18 protein-coding genes are annotated in these 19,936 nt (G+C 46.7%); 5 read left to right on the plus strand and 13 right to left on the minus strand.

Translation table 11 applies throughout. The annotated features are described in order from the left end of the window. The first annotated feature begins 98 nt into the window (after positions 1-98). The 4 genes from PMI05_RS06820 (at position 99) to cbpB (ending at position 4,287) form a co-directional block, all read left to right on the plus strand. A complete protein-coding gene (locus tag PMI05_RS06820; RefSeq protein WP_007719134.1) occupies positions 99-1,346 on the plus strand; it encodes an S-layer homology domain-containing protein in 1,248 nt (415 codons plus the stop codon). A gap of 165 nt (positions 1,347-1,511) precedes the next feature. Beyond that, positions 1,512-2,354, plus strand: a complete 843-nt coding sequence (locus PMI05_RS06825; protein WP_007719136.1) for a lipoate--protein ligase family protein — start codon at positions 1,512-1,514, stop codon at positions 2,352-2,354. Positions 2,355-2,411: 57 nt separating this feature from the next. Then, entirely contained in the window at positions 2,412-3,551 is a 1,140-nt protein-coding gene (locus PMI05_RS06830) for an acyltransferase (protein ID WP_007719137.1), read from the plus strand. A gap of 265 nt (positions 3,552-3,816) precedes the next feature. Continuing rightward, positions 3,817-4,287, plus strand: a complete 471-nt coding sequence (gene cbpB / locus PMI05_RS06835) for a cyclic-di-AMP-binding protein CbpB (protein WP_007719138.1) — start codon at positions 3,817-3,819, stop codon at positions 4,285-4,287. A gap of 68 nt (positions 4,288-4,355) precedes the next feature. Here cbpB and PMI05_RS06840 read toward each other — a convergent pair whose 3' ends face one another. From PMI05_RS06840 to PMI05_RS06850, 3 genes are all read right to left on the minus strand, one after another. Further along, complete coding sequence (locus PMI05_RS06840; protein ID WP_007719139.1) at positions 4,356-5,456, minus strand: YheC/YheD family protein; 1,101 nt, start codon at positions 5,454-5,456, stop codon at positions 4,356-4,358. A 164-nt stretch (positions 5,457-5,620) separates the two neighbouring features. After that, positions 5,621-6,181, minus strand: a complete 561-nt coding sequence (locus PMI05_RS06845) for a class I SAM-dependent methyltransferase (RefSeq protein ID WP_007719140.1) — start codon at positions 6,179-6,181, stop codon at positions 5,621-5,623. A 33-nt stretch (positions 6,182-6,214) separates the two neighbouring features. Then, positions 6,215-6,964 (minus strand): MBL fold metallo-hydrolase, encoded by a 750-nt coding sequence (locus PMI05_RS06850; RefSeq protein ID WP_007719142.1) that lies wholly within the window; start codon positions 6,962-6,964, stop codon positions 6,215-6,217. Between the two features lie 53 nt (positions 6,965-7,017). On the opposite strand from PMI05_RS06850, the gene PMI05_RS06855 reads away from it, so the two are divergent. Continuing rightward, entirely contained in the window at positions 7,018-8,052 is a 1,035-nt protein-coding gene (locus tag PMI05_RS06855; RefSeq protein ID WP_007719144.1) for a membrane protein, read from the plus strand. A 46-nt stretch (positions 8,053-8,098) separates the two neighbouring features. On the opposite strand, the gene PMI05_RS06860 is transcribed toward PMI05_RS06855, so the two are convergent. The 10 genes from PMI05_RS06860 to PMI05_RS06905 all read right to left on the minus strand — a co-directional run bounded on the left by PMI05_RS06860 (position 8,099) and on the right by PMI05_RS06905 (position 19,834). After that, positions 8,099-8,965, minus strand: a complete 867-nt coding sequence (locus PMI05_RS06860) for a 2-oxoacid:ferredoxin oxidoreductase subunit beta (protein ID WP_007719146.1) — start codon at positions 8,963-8,965, stop codon at positions 8,099-8,101. Then, positions 8,937-10,715 (minus strand): 2-oxoacid:acceptor oxidoreductase subunit alpha, encoded by a 1,779-nt coding sequence (locus PMI05_RS06865; RefSeq protein ID WP_007719148.1) that lies wholly within the window; start codon positions 10,713-10,715, stop codon positions 8,937-8,939. The genes PMI05_RS06860 and PMI05_RS06865 overlap by 29 nt, the downstream gene beginning before the upstream one ends. Positions 10,716-10,909: 194 nt before the next feature. Next, positions 10,910-11,848 (minus strand): dipeptidase, encoded by a 939-nt coding sequence (locus PMI05_RS06870; protein ID WP_007719151.1) that lies wholly within the window; start codon positions 11,846-11,848, stop codon positions 10,910-10,912. A gap of 108 nt (positions 11,849-11,956) precedes the next feature. Continuing rightward, complete coding sequence (gene spoVS / locus PMI05_RS06875) at positions 11,957-12,217, minus strand: stage V sporulation protein SpoVS (protein WP_003385776.1); 261 nt, start codon at positions 12,215-12,217, stop codon at positions 11,957-11,959. 118 nt (positions 12,218-12,335) lie between these two features. Further along, the gene (locus tag PMI05_RS06880) at positions 12,336-13,130 is read right to left on the minus strand and encodes a TIGR00282 family metallophosphoesterase (RefSeq protein WP_007719153.1); all 795 of its coding nucleotides are present in this window, start codon (positions 13,128-13,130) and stop codon (positions 12,336-12,338) included. Between the two features lie 110 nt (positions 13,131-13,240). Then, positions 13,241-14,782: a ribonuclease Y gene (gene rny / locus PMI05_RS06885; RefSeq protein ID WP_007719154.1), complete on the minus strand. Its 1,542-nt coding sequence runs from the start codon at positions 14,780-14,782 to the stop codon at positions 13,241-13,243. A gap of 273 nt (positions 14,783-15,055) precedes the next feature. Beyond that, a complete protein-coding gene (locus PMI05_RS06890; protein WP_007719156.1) occupies positions 15,056-15,697 on the minus strand; it encodes a RecX family transcriptional regulator in 642 nt (213 codons plus the stop codon). 69 nt (positions 15,698-15,766) lie between these two features. Continuing rightward, positions 15,767-16,825: a recombinase RecA gene (gene recA / locus PMI05_RS06895; RefSeq protein WP_007719158.1), complete on the minus strand. Its 1,059-nt coding sequence runs from the start codon at positions 16,823-16,825 to the stop codon at positions 15,767-15,769. A 167-nt stretch (positions 16,826-16,992) separates the two neighbouring features. Next, on the minus strand, positions 16,993-18,582 hold the full coding sequence (locus tag PMI05_RS06900) for a DEAD/DEAH box helicase (protein WP_007719161.1): 1,590 nt from the start codon (positions 18,580-18,582) through the stop codon (positions 16,993-16,995). Positions 18,583-18,589: 7 nt separating this feature from the next. Continuing rightward, a complete protein-coding gene (locus PMI05_RS06905) occupies positions 18,590-19,834 on the minus strand; it encodes a competence/damage-inducible protein A (RefSeq protein ID WP_007719163.1) in 1,245 nt (414 codons plus the stop codon). Between the last annotated feature and the right edge of the window lie 102 nt (positions 19,835-19,936).

Below are 19,936 nucleotides of genomic sequence, written 5' to 3' on the forward strand. Positions count from 1 at the left end.
TTTCACCATAATATTTTTTTCTCCTGCAACAATACAAGCCCACTCGCCGTCTGAATAGCAGTCAACAAAAACTACATTGCTATTTTGAGGAGGTTAACATGAAAAGAGCACTAGCCGTATTTTTGTCGGTGTTGATGTTCTTAACGGTTATCCCTGTCGTCGGTGCCGCTTCCACTCCTTCGTTCTCAGACGTTCCACGTAGCCATTGGGCATACAAGGAAATTACGGAGATGGCGGCAAAAGGGATCATCAAAGGGTACGACAATCGGACATTTAGACCGAACAATGAAGTTACCCGCGCCGAATTTGCCAAGATTATGATCGCAGCAGCAGATGTAGATATTAACAAACGCTACGTCGACCAAACCTTTAAAGATGTACCGCGTCAGCACTGGGCATTTCTGTATGTGGAATACGCCAAGCCTTACTTGACTGGTTACAAATCAGGCTCCACCTACACGTATAAGCCAGATCAAGCGGCAGTACGTGAAGACATTGCTGTCGCATTGGTACGCCTGTTGGGCTACGATCAAAAGTACAAAGCCGACTTGAATCAATTGAAAAAATTCCGTGATTACGACGATATTTCGTCAGCTCTGCGTCCGTATATTGCGATTGCGATCCAAACCGATCTGATGAAAGGATACAATGGCAATTTCCGTCCACAAGATCCGATTACTCGTGCGGAAGCCGCTTCTTTGCTCTATCGTGCTATTTTGGATCGTGACGATGATGATGAGATCAAAATTGTATTCCCTACCCCTGGTCAACCGAAACCTCAGCCAGAACCAGAGCGAATCAATATCAGCGATTCTTTCTCTGATTCCAAATTGAAGAACTGGGATACAGACAAAGCGACTGGAAACTGGGAGGTCGCAAGCAAACAAGTGACAGCGGAATCCGATGATGATGATCTGGATCACTACTTCCTGCCACTGGATTGGAATGAGTCTGACAAAGTTAAGAAATACGAATTGAGCGTCGATGTCAATGTCGTAGGTAGTGAAGGCTTAGGAGGCCTTTACTTCAACGGTAAAGACGGAAAAGCCAATGTTGTATTCGTCCAAAAAGATCGCGTTGTTTTAGGTAAAGTGAATGATGTCGAGGAAGACGATATTGACATCATTACTTCTAGCTCCTACAAGCTGAAATCCAGTAATCGCTTAAAAGTAGAAGTTAACGAGAACACTGTTTCCATTTATCTGAACGATCAATACTTGTTCGGTCAACAGTATGTGAAACAAGAAGGCACAAAGCTCGGTCTGTACCTGCAAGAAGAGGCAACTGAAAACGCGCCTCGCAAAACGACCTATCTGGACAATTTCTCCTTCAAGGAGACCAAATAAAGAACCATATTTTGACCCGACAAGCTATTTGGCCTGTCGGGTATTTTTTCACTCTACTTGACATGTATGTTCTACCAAACGGAAAAAAGATGGCGAAAACGTAGAAATAACCGCATTTCAAATGTTATAATGGTAGCTATTCTTGTCCTGTGAAGGAGCCTTCCTATGTCATTTTCTGTTAATCAACCGTTTCGCTGGATGGACTCCGGTACCTACCAGGATAGTCCACTTGAGCCTTTAATCCGTGATGAAGCGTTGGCAGCCAGCATGCAATCTGAATCTGCAACCCCGGTGATTCATCTCTGGGTGTACGATCAGGCGCTGTATCTCGGCCGCAGAGACGCCAAGCTTCCTCATCTCCAGCAAGCCTTGCGTGAATTCGGTCAAGATGGCTTTGGTTGTGTTCTTCGCTCGTCTGGTGGAGCTTGTGTTCCGCTTGATGCTGGCGTACTCAATATGGCTTGTTTATTGCCCGATACTTCGATTTCTATTGACTCCTTCTTCTCGTTTGTAGCCCAGCTTCTTAATGTGGGCCTGCGCGATTACGGGAAGCTGGAATTTGGAGAAGTGACGGGTTCCTATTGTGCAGGGGAATACGATTTTTCTATTCACGGTAAAAAAATCGGAGGTATGGCACAAAGACGCACGCGACACGGCTCTATTTTGCAGTTATGCATTAACGTAGATGATCGGCCACGTGGGGAATGGATGGAACGCTTTTACCGTCTCGCAGGCTTGGATGAAATGCAAAGTCATAAGCCAATTCCTTCCATCGATGCTTCTACTGTTGGCAGCATTGCGAGTTTGACTGGAAAATTGGCCACTATAGATGATGTGAAAGCACGTCTATTGGAGACAATCCGTTCTGAGTGGGCTGTATCACCTACCCCCTTTTATGTGCAAAATGAATTAGTGACAGAGTCGAGGCATCATTTGTCGCAACGACTACACTTATTTTCTTATACCGCAAAAGAACTGGCCGCACCTGACTGGCACTTACCCGAATAACGGGCATTTTACTTGCTTTTGATTCTCAGGTGCTGCCGGTAAAATTCTGGAGGAATTATGAATAGCAATCGAAAGGGGACGTTTCAGGATCTGAATGCCCTTTTTGTTTTTGGGGCTCTTACTGTCTTGATGATTCACATCCTCAGTTTTTTTCTCTCAAATGAGAAGACGTATCCGTGGAATAGTGATTTACAAGCCGTTCTAATCATCTTGTTAAAATTCGGTCGCTCTTTGTTTATATTTGCAACTGGAATGCTGCTGTTTTACTGGTATCAGAACCGACAATTGGATTGGCTTGCTTTCTGGAAAAAACGCTGGCGCGCGGTTATTTTTCCTTACGTAATTTGGACGGCCATCTTCACCTATTTTAAACACCAAACCTTTGACCCGGCCGTGCTGGTAGGACCGTTTTTCGATAGTCTGTTTACGGGTAGCTCTTTCTACCACCTGTACTACATTCCGCTTTACTTGCAACTGTGCTTGTTGTTTTGCCTGATTAAACCGTGGGTGGAACGGTACTTGAACTTCCGCTGGATCATCGCCCTATTTATAGGACAAGCTGGTCTGTACGTTCTCTACCACTATTTGTTTATCAAGCCTTTATGGGCCATTGATTGGGCTGCAACCCCATTCCTGTCCCTCATACAGCACAGTTATGTTTACGGACAGCATTATGTTTTCATGTACGTATTTACTTTTGCACTCGGCGCTTATGCAGGGATGAATGTAGATAAATGGCGGACGTGGGTGAAACGCCTTCAAATACCTTCTATCCTTGTGATCGCAAGTGCAGCCGTGTGGATGGCGTACAGCTATCTTTCCGGCTCCAAAAGCTATTACGAGAGCATGAATATTTTCGAACCGCTTTACTTGGTGTACACACTCTGTGTGATCATCAGCTTTTACCCTGCATCTAGTTATCTCGGCAAACTGCCTAAACTCGGTCCTTGGCTTGCCCGGTTGGCCAAACAAAATATGGCTATCTATTTGGTTCATCCGTTGATCTTGTTCTTACTGCAGAGCTACGTCATTCATCGACTAGGCTGGTCAACACCGTCAATAGTTCTCGGCATGTTCGTGATTACACCGCCACTGTGCATTTTCCTTTATGAGTTGACGACGATGTCCTTTTGGTTCAATCGGAAAAAACGGGTGGAAGCAAAACCGATTTTCAAAAATCAAACGTATAAAGCGTAAGGGAGAACCTGGTTTCCTCCAAACTCCTAATGTAAAAAGCAACATGATCTTCCATACTAGAACTAGGGACGATTGTTCCACACCTCGATTACTTGCCTGGCGTAACTGCCGGGCTTTTTTTCATCTAATGCCCACCAAAGGGTTGGCAACCCCAAGCTTTCTAAATGTAGCCCTACCGTTTGTACCTCGCTTACGGTATCATAGAAGAGGACCACAAGCAGTGCTTACTGCTATAGACGACAGAAAGAAAAGGTGGTGGATCTGGATGAATCAAGAGATCCCTTTGTTACATATTCCGATCAAAGATCTCATAATCGCGTCCACAAAGGTCGCACATGTGCAGTTAGGTAATTCGCTTGAGCATGCCCTGCTAGTCCTAATCAAGTCCGGCTATTCAGCTGTTCCTGTACTGGATCATCAGTATCGTTTGCATGGGTTAATCAGCACGAATATGATCATGAATAAGACTCTAGGTCTGGAACGCTTCGAGACCGAACGTATGTCCGAACATATTGTCGATGATGTGATGGATACGAAGGTCCCTCGATTGCGCGACACCGATGAATTTTTGAAAGCATTGGAAATATCCATTAATCACCCTTTCGTCTGCATAGAAGACGACGAGCACTATTTCCAAGGAATCTTGACTCGAAAATCGATATTGGCTTTGGCATATCGTCACTTTCGCAATCTGCCCTTTCCTTTAGCTGACCAACAACAGCCGGCAGAATCGTAGGTCACCACATACGAAAAGACGGGGCAATAATTGCCACCGTCTTTTTCACATTCTTCTGCGTTTCTTCTTTAGAACATATAGCTTGGCGATAGCAGCTGATGCTTCCGTTTCTTTTTTTCAGCGAGTAATGTCTGCGCATATTCCAGTGGATGACGGTATGTTTGTTTAAACATCGCCTTCTCTCCAGCCTTGAAAAACGAATAGCGCTGATCACGCACATTGACTTCAATTAAATACGGATTACCTCGCTCGTCAATTCCCATATCCATGCCTAGATCTGCTAATGATGAAAAATGCCGACCGTACTGCTTCGCAATTTCCACCGCCGCTATGCCAACTCTCTCTATGACCGCTTGTTGTTGTTTCACCTCAGCAAAGATGGGTACCAAAGCTTCCGAAAACGGTACTGCTGTCCCTCCTCGAGAGAGATTGCTCAGCTTGTTTTTCTTATTGGCGACCTTGGCAACCATCCCGCTCACAGTCCACTGCTTCTCTTTGTTTTTCTGCACCGAAACACGAATATCAAACGTTTTTCCTCCATAGCGCGCCAAAGGAATTCCTCGCTGGATCAGAAATCTTTTGTTACCGACCCAGCGTCGTACCGTGGAGAGTATCTGCGAATGAGATAAAATCTGCCGTTTTTTCGATGCAATGAAGTGATAATTTCCTCCTTGCCGTTCAATACGTGCTACCCCAATTCCGACTGATCCAATCGAAGGCTTGACGTACACCACCTGGTACTTATCCAAGAACTGACGTAACTGCTCCATCGAATAAGGCACCGTATGCGGCAGATAGCTACGGATTTGTTCGTTTTTCCAGAGCATCTGGTGTACTTTTCGCTTATCCCGTACAACCAAGCCATTGAACACCGTCTTCTTTTGGCTCAATCTTCGAATCACATTCCGCGCTTTTGCATCCCCTGTCAAAACACGATTGTGGATGACTCGCGGGACTGAAACCAGTTGTGAGACGAGTCGGTTTCCGTTCCAAAAATATCCCTTGACCCTTTCATCTCCTGGCTTCACATGCCGCGGATGGAAAAAAACAGGCTCCAATCCAAGCTCTTTACCGATTTCGACATAATAAGGCAGACGCTCATATGAATTGATGCCATGAATTCCTTTCTCCATAAGGGCCCAATCCAACATTATCCCGATTCTGTCCACGTAGATCCCCCTTGCCACATTGCTCTACATAGGGTATGTGCCAGAAAGGGCAAGAGCGTGCCTATTTTTGTACACCTCTCCGTGACCTGACAAAATAATTGCTTTCCCATAGGAATGATGTCGGATGCTGCGCTTGCCCGGGAAAGGATCCCGTTTCGTTCTCTTTATTGTTCCCTGCGTTCGATGGCCAGTAAAAACGGGGCTTGGTTTTGCTGATTGATATATTGGTATTTTAAAACCAAATAATCCAATTGACTTAGCTCGTGGCAAAATGCTTCCACTGCCTCTTTTTCCGTTTCTCCCGCCGAATGTCCCCAGTAAATCATTACCGTCATGATTCCGCCTGGTCTGAGTATCCTCAACCCTGATTGAATCGCCCGAATGGTACTGCTCGCTTGTGTTGTGATTTCTTTGTCTCCACCCGGCAAATAGCCCAAATTAAACATGATCGCCGCGGCATTAATCTCCAGCTTGTCAATTTCCTCATGACTGGCGAGCTTCATTTCTACCCTGTTCGCCAGACCTTCTCTCTCGAGTCTCTCTCTCGTTTTCTCAATCGCCTGCGGCTGGATATCAAAGGCGATTACCTTCCCTTCTTCTTGCACCAATTGCGCAAGAAATAAGGTGTCATTTCCATTTCCCATCGTGGCGTCTACAACAGTTTCTCCTACTTGTACCCGTTCACGGATTAATTTACGTGCGACTTCTAATACATTTGGAAACACAGTCAACTCTCCTCTCTATGTACACAAACAACGTTATAAATCGATTTGCAGACCGATGCGCGCCGCATAAACTGGGCCTGCGACAAAGGCATTGGCCTCCGCAATTACTTGAGACTCCTCATAGCCGTAAAACAAATGCGTAACTAATAAAGAACGGCAGGATAAGGATTGTGCCAGTTCTGCCGCCTGGCGAACAGACAGGTGCCCATTTGGCTTCGCTGGTAAATTGTAATCCAGATAGGTCCCTTCGCAAATAAACAAATCCGCTTGATTTGCAAACCCTTTCCAGGTTGTACCTGGTCCACTGTCAGCTCCGTATACGAGGACACGTCCGTTTGCTTCCAAGCGCATAGCGTAGCATGGATCTCCATCACCATGGTCTGTCCGTAAAAAAGTGATCGAGACGTCCCTGATGGTAACAGACGTTTCTTCTGTGATTGGGGTAAATGTGGTCGCATCTCGATACACCAATGACTGAGCATTGGTCACTGGGAGCGCTGGTGCGAAGATCGGTAGCGGCTTGTCAGCAGGTCTTTGGCCAAATAGCTGATGAACCATCAAACCGTACTGCATCACTCCTACATCCGCAACATGATCATGATGATAGTGAGATAAGAGCATGGCATCCAGCTCATAAATGGGCAAATGCTTTCCTAACTGTGCAAGAACACCGCTGCCGCAGTCGAGAAGAATTTTGACACGGTCTGTCTCAATCAGATAACCAGGAGTAGCACCTCCAGGGCCAGGATAAGGAGATTGATAGCCTAACACGGTAACGCGCATATTCGGTTCACTCCCTCTCATAGGATGGAATAAGGTGGGACAGGAGGTCTGAGATGCAAGGAACATGGAGAGCCGCATGGCAGATCGCTTTTACGTATATTGGGACAGTCGTAGGAGCTGGTTTTGCCTCTGGCAAAGAAATTGTAGAGTTCTTTGTTCAATATGGAACACAAGGCTTAGTGGGCATCATTCTGGCGACGACGCTGTTTATTTGGGCAGGCATCCGTGTCATGCTGATTGCCTATCGGATTCAGGCCGATTCCTATCAAGAAGTCAGCACCTATTTATTTGGGCATCCGTTTGGCACTGTATTTAATACCTTGCTTCTAACCGTATTGCTAGGCACTACCTCCGTCATGCTCGCTGCTACCGGCGCGATATTTTGGGAGTCTTTTCGATTATCTCCCCAAATCGGCATTTGGTTTAGCATGATTTTGATTTTTTTCGTGACGAAAAAAGGGCTGTTTGCCATCCATCACGTGAACAGCATTTTTGTTCCGATGCTCATTGGCTTTACTGTACTTGTCTTCCTTTATACGAAGCCATGGTTAGATACGAATGTCGTAGTCGAATCGTTACGGCCTTGGGCGTGGCTTAGTTCTCCCTTTTATTATGTTGCCTTAAATGTCACGCTTACACAAGCGGTTTTGATTCCGATGGGCAGACAGAGTACGAGTGAGAAGCCTCTCATCCTGGGGGGAATCATCGGCGGGTTGGGAATAGGCCTTCTGCTCTTACTCGCCTACGCTTCTCTATCTGTAAAAATGCCGGGAATTCATCACGCGGAAATGCCCATGATTGCTGTGCTGCAAGGCTTGGGACCGACTATTCCCTTTTTGTTCTCCCTATTGGTGTATGCTGAAATTTTCTCGACTCTTGTAGCTAACGTTTTTGGTCTAGCCCAACAGATTAGACAAGTTACCCCCCTTCGAGGTCCGACTGTACTTCTCGGGATTTTGCTGATTTGTTATTTGATTAGTTTTATCGGTTTTAGCTCGCTTCTCCGCTTCCTATATCCACTCTTTGGTCAACTGGTCGTCTTTTTCCTTGTCATGCTCGTGTACAGGCAGTGGCGCGATCGTATGTAATAAAAAAACCTCTCCCATTAAGGAGAGGTTTTTCACTCTATCAAACTTAAGCAAATTCTTTAACCAATTTTTCGAAGTCTTCTTCAGACAAGCGAATGTCTTGGTTCACCAAACCTTCTTCTTTGAAGCCATTTACGAGAGCTTCGTAAGGTTTTTGCTCAGTGTTTTGGTAGATCAGACCTGTAATCAGGCCTTTGTGTTGCATAGAGGTAGACATTGCTTTGATACGGTCATGTGGATCGTATCCTTCGAGCGTGTCTACTGGTACGATGTTCTCTTTGAACCAGTCGTATGTGTTTACCTTGTTGTAGGTTACACAAGGGCTGAATACGTTGATCAAGGAGAAGCCTTCGTGTTGGATACCTTTTTCAATCAGTTCAGTCAAGCCCTTCAGATCGCTGGAGAAGGATTGAGCAACGAATGTCGCACCTACAGACAGCGCCAGTTCAACTGGAGAAATCGAGGACTCGATGGAACCTGCCGGTGTAGACTTGGTCACGAAACCAGTCGCGGAACGCGGGGAGGTTTGACCTTTTGTCAGACCGTAGATTTGGTTATCCATTACGATGTACGTAACGTTCATATTACGACGGATAGCGTGTACAGTATGGCCCATACCGATCGCGAAACCATCCCCGTCACCACCTGCTGCGATAACTGTCAGCTCGCGGTTCGCCATTTTCACACCTTGTGCGATTGGCAGGGAACGTCCGTGAATACCGTGGAAACCATAACAGTTGATGTAGCCGGAAATACGACCAGAGCAACCGATACCGGAAACAACCGCCAGATTTTCAGGTTCCAGACCTACGTTCGCTGCAGCGCGTTGAATAGCCGCTTGGATGGAGAAGTCTCCACAGCCTGGGCACCAGTTTGGCTTTACGTTATTTCGAAACTCTTTCATAGTCGCCATGTTTTACCAGCTCCTTCACTTCAGCATAGATTTCCTTCGGCAGGAATGGGTTACCGTCATATTTAAGCACGGATTCGATTTTTTCAGCGTTTCCAACGTGTTGTTTGAGCAAGCTTGTTACTTGCGCTTGAGCGTTGTGCTCAACAACAACAACTTTCTTCGCTTTATCTACGAGTGCTTTGATTTCTTCAGTTGGGAACGGATGCAGCAAACGGATTTGTGCATGGTTTACTTTCATTCCCTCTTGTTCCAGACGGCCTTTTGCTTCTTGAATAGTACCAATTGTGGAGTTGATACCCACAACCAGAACATCCGCATCAGCGTGAGGAGCATCTGCTGTTACAGCGCCTTTGAAGCTTTTCAGGACGCCTTCCATTTTGCGCATACGTTTATCCATTTGTTGAATACGGTTAGCAGCATTCTCAGATGGACGACCAGTTTGATCATGCTCAACACCAGTTACGTGGTGCAGACCGTATTTTTGACCAGGAATAACACGAGGAGAAACGCCGTCTTCTGTTACTTCATAACGTTTGAACAGGTCGTTTTGCTCTTTTTCTGGCAATTCTTGTCCAGCAAGCAGTTTTCCGCGGCGGATTTCTACTTTGCTGTAGTCAAATGGAACAACGGTTTGTTTACCCAAGGACAGCGTCAAGTCTGTCATCAGGATAACAGGCAATTGGTATTCTTCCGCAATGTTAAACGCTTCAATTGCATCGTAGAAGCACTCTTCTACTGTGCTTGGCGCGATAACTACTTTTGGAATGTCACCATGCGTACCGTAGATCATAGCATTCACATCGGATTGCTCGATTTTGGTAGGCATACCAGTAGATGGGCCACCACGCTGTGTGTTCACGATAACAACTGGTTGTTCCGTGATACCAGCCAGACCAATTGCTTCCATCATCAGGGACAGACCAGGACCTGCAGAAGCAGTCAAGGAACGCGCACCCGCGAAGTTAGCACCGATTGCCATCGTAATTGCAGCAATCTCGTCTTCTGTTTGGATAACAGTACCGCCCAATTTAGGCAGCTTTTTAATCAAGTATTCCATTACCTCGGAAGCAGGTGTGATCGGGTAAGCTGGCATGAAACGGCAGCCTGCTGCTACAGCACCCAGAGCGATCGCATCGTTACCGATGAGGAACAGTTGTTTTTGTGGATCAGCCTTTTCCATTTGGAACTCAGGCAGTTGACCACCAGTCAATTCATTTACAAAATCAAAACCGCGGCGAATGGCATCCATGTTCTTTTCAACCACTTTTTCGCCCTTGCGGAGGAACATATCTTCAACAATGGGACGGAAGCTTTCCACTGAAATGCCGAGGATGGCACTGGACGCACCAATCGACACCATGTTTTTCATCAGGGAAGTTCCCAGCTCATCAGCGATCTCAGTCAGTGGTACAGTGAAGAAGCGAACTGGCTTCAAGCCGTCCGGCAACTTTGGATTAAATTTCGCGTCCGCGATAATGATACCGCCTTCACGCAGCTCATGCGCATTGAAATCGATCGTCTCTTGGTCAAACGCTACGAGAATGTCCAGATCGTCAGAGATCGCACGCATTGGCGTTGTGCTCACGCGAATTTTATTGTTCGTGTGTCCACCCTTAATACGGGAAGAGAAGTGACGGTAGCTATACAGATGGTACCCCATCCGGTTCATTGCCATCGAGAAAATCTCACCAGTACTCTCGATGCCCTCCCCTTGCTGTCCTCCAACTTTCCAGGAAAGTTGACTAATCATTCAGATTCCACCCTTTCAGTGACTGTGAGAAAAGCTGCCCTATCACACCTTGAAAATACTGATAAGATGTGACATTTCTGTGCATAGACAGTAACAATTGTAGTCCTGTCCATGTCAAATTGCAAGTGCTTTTACTCAACTTACTTTTGACCTGAATTTTAATGTTGAACTTGGTACATTAATATCCTCATGCTTTATTGTAGCACGTTTCCGAAAACACGCAACCAATTTCCTTGCACAAATTTCAATACTTCCGCCTCTTTATATCGTTTTAACAAAGCTTCTAGTAACTGGGAGTAATCTGCCGCGGATGCCATGTCCCCAAACGTCTCGGTAATACCATCGAAATCAGAGCCAAAACCTACGTGGTTTACGCCACCCAACGCGCAGATGTGATCCAAGTGGCGCAGCAAGTCATCGATCCAAACCGTGCGCTTGTCCGTCACGGTAAAGAAGTCTACAAACGTCAAGCCAATCGCGCCATCTTTGGCGATTAACGCTCGAATTTGCTCATCCGTCAAATTGCGAGAGTGATTGCATAGGCTTCTCACGTTCGAGTGGGATGCGATCACTGGTGCTTTCGAGCATTCTAGTACATCCCAGAATCCAGGATCGGCCAAATGCGAAACATCAATGATCATCCCCAGCCGATTCATTTCATCTATGACTTCTCGTCCAAAGGAAGTAAGTCCACCTGGATTCGGCTCTCCATTTCCACTTGCTAGGGCATTGCCATGATTCCAGGTGAGCGTCATTCCTCGTACACCAAGCCGGAACCACGTACGTAGCTGAACCAGACTCTCTTCTAATGCATGCGCACCTTCTACAAACAGAATAGCCCCTTTCTGTCCCTTTAATACGCATTCAGTCAAATCTGCCTTTGTGAAAATCGGCCGGAATTTATCATTGGCCACCTTTTGATAAAAAATATCGATCATTTCTAGTACAGAATGAAAGCGACGTCCAAACGGCACTTGAGAAGGGACGAAACAGGCAAGCACTTGTATGTCTACATTCCCTTTTTCAAGAGCGGTAAAACCAGCTTGCAAGAGCTTGTCTTCTTTATAAAAGTCCAGCTCGGGGTTCTGCCATAGCTTGCATAATACATCGCTATGCGCATCAAAGATTTTCATATGGAAACGCTCCTTCTCTTCGATCACTTCGGAGGTCATACTTCTGGAAAAACGAAAAAACCTGTTCATTCTTCGAACAAACAGGCAGGTGAAGCATTTGCAGTTGTATCATCTGGGTTCTACGATTAATTTGATTGCAGTTCGCTCTTCTCCATCAATCACGATGTCGGTAAAGGCTGGAATACAAATGAGGTCAACTCCACTCGGCGCTACGAACCCTCGTGCGATTGCTACTGCCTTCACAGCTTGATTAAGCGCCCCAGCGCCAATGGCTTGGATCTCAGCCGCGCCTCGTTCACGAAGAACTCCGGCAAGGGCACCAGCTACGGAATTGGGGTTAGACTTTGCTGAAACTTTTAATACTTCCATCCTTTTTGAACCTCCCGTCTGATAGGAATCCTGTCATCATTAGAATGATATTCGCATAACCCCTAAAAATTCCTGCTAACTTGCTTGAAAGATTCAAAAAATTCTAATCTTATTCCCATTATTCCATAAACGGATGGTCAGAGTCAATTCTGATTCGTTCCATTTTTTTCGCGTGCCCAGTCGTTTTATCTAGAGTAATCAGCACCGCATTCAACTGCGCAGGATCTGGCGCTACCTCAAAGCGAACAGGGAGCTGTGTCAAAAATTTCTTAATAACAGCTTCTCGCTCCATCCCCAAAATGCCATTACTCGGGCCACACATTCCTACATCACACAAAAATCCGGTTCCTTGAGGCAAAATACGTTCATCAGCGGTTTGCACATGGGTATGTGTCCCCACGACCGCCGTAACCTTCCCATCGAGATACCATGACATTGCTTGCTTTTCCGATGTGGCTTCCGCATGAAAGTCTACAAAAATGAGCTTCGTACGCTTCCGAGCTTGCTCTACTAGCTTGTCAGCCATTTGGAACGGACAATCGAGCGGCGGCAAGAACGTACGCCCCATCAAATTAATGACGGCTAGTTCCCCTTCATGTTGTTTGATATATGTAATCCCTTTTCCAGGAGCCCCTTCTGGGAAGTTCGCGGGTCTAATCATCCGCGGCTCATCATCAATAAAATCGAAAATTTCTCTTTGGTCCCACGTATGATTCCCGAGCGTAATCGCTTGAACGCCCCACGCGAAAAGCTCCTTGGTAATTTTCTCTGTAATACCGCGACCATGCGCAGCGTTCTCTCCATTCGCTACGATAAAGGTAGGGTTGTATTTTCGTTTCAGTAACGGCAGATATGTTTTCACGATCTCTCTGCCAGGCGAGCCCATAATATCTCCAATGAATAACAACTTCATTACCAAATCACCTCATTGCTAGTATACACAATTCCTCTGCTCATTAGAAAACTTGACTTCGTCAAGCATTTGGGTGTGCTACAAAAAAAGTAAAGTGGCACGCAGCCACTTTACTTTGCATACTCAACTGCCCGTGTTTCACGGATAACCGTTACTTTAATATGACCTGGGTAGTCAAGTTCATTTTCAATTCGTTTCGTGATATCCCGTGCCAGACGGGTAGCTTCCGCATCGTCAATCTTATCAGGTTGAACCATCACGCGAATTTCGCGTCCTGCTTGAATTGCATAAGACTTTTCTACGCCATCGAACGACTCAGAGATTTCTTCCAGTTTCTCCAAACGTCTGATATATGTTTCCAATGTCTCACGGCGTGCACCTGGGCGTGCGGCAGACAGAGCGTCAGCAGCTCCCACGAGCATAGCAATGACGGAAGTTGGTTCGGTATCACCGTGATGAGATGCAATACTGTTCACTACTACGTGATGTTCATTGTACTTCTTAGCCAGTTCTACACCGATTTCAACGTGTGAACCTTCTACTTCATGGTCAATCGCTTTTCCGATATCATGCAGCAAACCTGCACGTTTGGCCAGCTTCACATCTTCTTTCAGTTCTGCCGCCATTAAACCGGCGAGATGTGCCACTTCCATAGAGTGCTTCAGTACGTTTTGACCGTAGCTTGTACGATAACGCAAACGTCCAAGAATCTTGATCAGATCTGGATGCAAGCCGTGAACGCCTGTTTCGAACGTTGCTTGCTCACCGTATTCACGGATTCGCTCGTCTACTTCGCGACGCGCTTTTTCCACCATTTCCTCGATGCGAGCTGGGTGAATGCGACCGTCTGCGACCAGTTTATCCAACGCTGTCTTGGCAATTTCCCGACGAATCGGATCGAAGCCAGACAGGATGACTGCTTCTGGAGTATCGTCAATAATCAGATCGATACCAGTCAACGTCTCCAGGGCACGAATGTTACGTCCTTCGCGTCCGATAATACGTCCCTTCATCTCATCATTTGGCAGCGTAACCACAGAAACGGTTGTTTCTGCTACGTGGTCTGCTGCACAACGTTGAATGGAGGTCGTAATGATCTCACGAGCACGCTTGTCCGCTTCTTCCTTGGCCTGAGTCTCAATCTCCTTGATCATCACAGCCATTTCGTGACGGACGGTATTCTCCACATCCGTGAGAATGATCGTCTTCGCCTCATCCTGCGTCAAGCCGGAGATTCGTTCTAGCTCTGATACTTGCTCTTTATATAAGTGCTCTACCTTGCTTTGCAGTTCTGCGATGGCACGGTCACGCTCAGACAATTCTTCTTCTTTGCGCTCCAACTGTTCCATCTTGCGGTCCAACGATTCTTCTTTTTGTAGAATTCGTCGTTCCTGACGCTGGATCTCATTGCGTCTCTCACGCAATTCGGTTTCCGCTTCGGATCGAAGCTTGAACACTTCATCCTTTGCCTCCAGCACCTTCTCCTTCTTAACGGCTTCAGCGTCCCGCTTGGCTTCCTCCACGATCTGTCGTGCAGCTTCTTCTGCACTGGAGATCTTTGCTTCCGCAATCGATTTACGAGTGAAGTAGCCAGCACCCAAGCCGATCAGCAGGGCAACGAGCACAATGACAACAGTAATTATAGGATCCATAGGCTTTTTCGTTTCACCTCCTTATTGTAAGACATCTCCCCGCTTTCCAAGCATTTGTTTTTCATGGAGTGCTCTCACATTTGAACATTCGGCTAAAAAACAAGACCGATTTTACTCGGTCCGCTGAATCCGTACAGTTATCGTACGGTTTTTCAGTTGTTCCATAGGCAACGAGTGAGCAAATCGCAAAAAGATATGATACACCAAGTAAATACAAACCTATTTTATTATTTGTGAACAAGAATTGTCAAGATCATGCAAATAGAGTTGCGTCTAACTATCGCTTCTCTGACGCAATTCTTCACGCATTTGTTGAATGATAGCATGAGAGAATCCCTTGCGCATCAGCATAGACAGCAGCTTGCGTTCTTCATCTGGGTTCGGTGCGCCCTCTATGCGTCGCGCCTTCTTCTCTATCAATGCGCGGGCAGCATCTAGTTCAGCCTGCCTAGACACGCCACGTACTGCATCCTCTACAATCGTTCTGTCCACTCCACGCTGGGTAAGCTCCATACGCAGCATAAACGGGCTCCTCGGCTTCAAACGCAATCGCTCGTCTACCCATTGCTTCGCAAATGCTTCGTCATCGATGTAGCCGTGATCCTTGCAGCGCTGGCATATCTCTTCGGCAATCTGCGTAGAAAACCCCTTCTCTACCAAATAAGAATGCAGCTGACTACTTGTCCGTGGGCGTATGCCGAGGTATCGCAAAGCACCTAAATACGCTTTATGCTTTTCTTCTGCGATCAGGACTTCTCGGCAAAAAGCTTCATCTAATTCTGTTCCCTTAAATAGGTTGTACTTTACCAGTATGTCTTCGTGTACGGTAATGGCATACTCGCCTTCTACATCGATATGATAGCGTTGCTTTTGTTTGATATCTCGATGAACGGCAGTGATCAGGCCGCTCTTCATGATGATTCACTCCTTCGCAAAGCTAAAATAACAGCCTGTCTCATCGACAGGCTGCTCTTCTACACTTCATTACTCCAGATCAAATGCAGGCTCTTCATCTTGCTCTGGGTCATTTACTGCTTCACCTTCTGGAACAGAACCAGGGTTTAGGCTGAAGTATTCGCGCACTTTTGTTTCAATCTGCGATGCAATGTGCGGATTTTCTTTCAGGAAGACTTTCGAATTCTCTCTACCTTGGCCGAGACGCTCCTCATTGAAGGAGTACCATGCGCCACTCTTTTGTACCACATCGATCTCGGAACCGATGTCGAGAATGCTACCTTCTCTGGAAATACCTTCGCCGTACATGATATCCACTTCAGCAACCTTGAATGGTGGTGCTACTTTATTTTTCACGACCTTGATCTTCGTCTTGCTACCCAAAATGTCGTTGCCGACTTTGATAGATTCCGCTTTACGAACGTCCAAACGAACACTCGCGTAGAACTTCAAAGCGCGTCCACCTGGAGTTGTTTCCGGGTTACCGAACATGACTCCCACTTTTTCACGAAGCTGGTTGATGAAGATGGCAATCGTTTTGGACTTGTTGATGGCACCAGAAAGCTTGCGGAGTGCTTGGGACATCAAGCGTGCTTGCAAACCTACGTGGGAATCTCCCATCTCGCCTTCGATCTCTGCTTTTGGCACGAGTGCCGCAACGGAGTCGACTACGATAATGTCTACCGCACCAGAACGCACCAGTGCTTCCGCGATCTCCAAAGCTTGCTCACCAGTGTCTGGTTGGGACAACAGCAATTCATCGATGTTCACACCCAGCTTAGCAGCGTAAACCGGATCCAATGCATGCTCAGCATCGATAAACGCAGCTTGTCCACCCTGTCTTTGCACTTCTGCGATGGCATGAAGCGCTACCGTTGTTTTACCAGAAGACTCTGGTCCGTAAATCTCAACAATCCGTCCGCGTGGGAACCCACCCACACCAAGTGCGATATCTAGAGCAAGTGCACCGCTAGAAGCTGTAGAAATTTGGATGTTGGATACTTCCCCCAACTTCATAATGGAACCTTTTCCGAATTGCTTTTCTATTTGACGCAATGCACTCTCCAAAGCTGCGCGACGATCTGACAAATGGTACACACCCTTTCAATTTTCGCATCTCTTTTGCTTGTCTTCATCATACCTCGAGACAGAAGTGTTTGCCAAGTATTTTTTACGAACAAATATTCGCATCGTAAAAAAGCAGTCATTTCCTGGTTGTTCCCAGAGAAATGACTGCTTTGTGTAATACTCTCTAATTAGGAACGCTTCGCTCCGCGAGGCTTTGCAGGCTCCAGATTGATTCGTTTTCCGTTGATACGGGTTTGACGCAGTGACTCATATACGAATGCCGCTACCTCTTCTGGAACCTCAACAAACGTGAAGTTCTCGAAAATGTCGATACGACCTACTGATTTTCCTGGGATACCAACAGATTCAGAGATCTCTCGTACCAGATCCTGTGGCTTCATATTCGCATTGCGACCTACGTTCAGGAAGAAGCGAACCATGCCTTTTGCTGCACCCGTCTCACCAAAGTTGTACGCTTCTGCTTCCTGCCCTTGTCCTGCTTCTGTATGGAATGCCAGGTGCAATGCAGCAGCTGCTACTTTCTCAGCCGGGTATTGACCTACGAGAGCATCCGCTACTTTTTGATACATATCCGCGATTGCATCGCTTTCCAAAAGGCTAGTCAACTGTTCACGCAATTGTTCTTGTTTGCGCTCAGCCACTTCCTCCAAAGAAGGAACATTGCGAGAGAGCACTTGTGCTTTTGTCTGCTTTTGGATAAACATCATTTGTCTTACTTCACGAGGCGTAACCAACGTCATCGCAATTCCTTTGCGACCTGCACGACCAGTACGGCCAATACGGTGTACGTAGCTCTCAGAGTCTTGTGGAATATCGTAGTTGATTACGTGAGAGACGTTTCCTACGTCGATACCACGTGCTGCTACATCCGTCGCGATCAGGAATTCAATCGAGCCCTCACGGAACGCATTCATGACCTTGTCACGTTGTGCCTGGGACAAATCGCCATGCAAGCCGTCCGCAAGGTATCCGCGGGATTGCAGCACTTCGGACAACTCATCTACACCGCGCTTAGTACGACAGAAAATGATACCCAGCTCAACATCCTCACTGTCCAAGATGCGGCAGAGGCTCTCTACTTTATTCCGGTCAAACACTTTGTAGTATACCTGTTCGATCAATGGCGCCGTTACTTCTTCACGGCTCACCGCAATCGTTTGCGGCTGTTTCATGTACCGGGTAGCCAAACGCTTGATTTCTGGCGGCATCGTCGCAGAGAACAGCAAGGTTTGACGCTCATCTGGCATATGATTGATGATTGTCTCGATATCTTCGATGAAGCCCATATCCAGCATTTCATCCGCTTCATCCAAAACGAGTGTATGTACGTTGTCCAGCTTCAATGTTTTGCGGCGCAAGTGGTCCATGACACGGCCAGGAGTACCTACAACGATTTGTACACCTTGACGCAGTGCACGAATTTGATGTCCGATCGATTGTCCGCCATAGATTGGCAGCGTACGAACTTTGTTGTATTTCGAGATACGTAAGAGCTCTCCAGCAACCTGGATAGCCAGCTCACGAGTTGGGGTCAGCACGATCGCTTGTACACGATTGGCAGGCGTAATCTTTTCTACAAGTGGAATCCCGAATGCAGCAGTCTTACCAGTACCTGTCTGTGCTTGACCAATCAAGTCTCCGCCATCCAGAACTTTTGGAATGCAAGCTGCCTGAATCGGTGATGGCTCCTCGAAGCCCATATCGTGAATCGCTTGCAGAATAGATTTATGTAAAGGAAAATCGGAAAAAATCGTCATGAAAAAATCACCTTTCTTTTTGCATTTGCAGCGCATAAAACAACGCGTATTTAGCGGCACGACCAACGATTGCATGCCTTCTTCCGGCAAGTCGCAGCTCTTTTACAACTGTGGGCATTCCTTCTGCCGCGATCCCTACATAAACAAGACCAACAGGCTTGCCCTCGGAAGGATCGGGTCCAGCCACTCCCGTAACAGAAATCCCGTAAGTAGCTCCCAGCTTTTCTCGTACATGTTCAGCCAGCAATTGAGCTGTTTTCTCACTGACTGCCCCATCTGTTTGCAACATGGAATCAGGTACTTCGAGCAGCTGATTCTTCACTTCATTGGTGTAGCAGACTACCCCGCCGCGAAACACTTGCGAGCTTCCAGGTACAGAGGTAATCAACGAGGCAATTGCTCCTCCTGTGCAGCTTTCTGCACAAGCAATCGTCTCATTTCTCTTTTTCAGCTCAGAAACCAGCACATCATGCAGCGACGAGTTCTCGCCCATCCCGTACATATACTGGCCAACACGGCTGAGAATTTCTTTTTCTACAGGCAAGATTAGGGCTTCCCCTTCTTCGACTGTAGCAGCTCTTGCCGTAATCCGCAGCGTTACTTCGAATTCTTTGGCGTATGGCGCGATCGTTGGATTTTCCTGCTTTTCGATCAGATCGAGCAGTTTTTCCTCCAAAGCGGATTCGCCTATTCCGTAGAACCGGAGTACATGAGAATGAAACACTTGTTTTTCGGGAAGCAAATCGGTCAAGTAAGGCATCACGTAATTCTCCACCATTGGATACAACTCGCTTGGTGGTCCAGGCAACAGCACGAACGTACTACTGTCATGACGGATCGCCATCCCCGGCGCCATCCCGAAGTCGTTGGAGAATACATGGCTGCCAGAAAGCACCAGCGCTTGCTTACGATTGTTCTCCGTCATGACAATCCCACGTTGCGAAAAGAATTTTTCAATTCTCTCCATGGCCTCTGGATTCGTTTCTAATCCAATGCCTACATGCTCCGCTATGGTTTCTTTCGTCAAATCATCTTGAGTCGGCCCTAGCCCACCCGTGAAAATGACGAGATCAGATCGCCCTGATGCCAATCGAATCACTTGTAGCAATCGCTCCGTGTTGTCTCCCACAACGGTATGAAAGTAAACTCCCACGCCAATTTCCGCCAGCTTCTGAGAAAGAAACTGTGCGTTGGTGTTAGCGATCTGGCCTAACAAAAGCTCAGTACCTACCGCGATAATCTCCGCTCTCATCTTCCTCATCCATTCTCTTTGAGAGTAGAAAAGCCTCTAAACTAATAGTTTATCACTTGCAATCGCTCAAGAGAAGAGTCTTGTGAAAAAAGAGACCAATAC

This window comes from Brevibacillus sp. BC25 (assembly GCF_000282075.1).
Taxonomy (GTDB): domain Bacteria; phylum Bacillota; class Bacilli; order Brevibacillales; family Brevibacillaceae; genus Brevibacillus.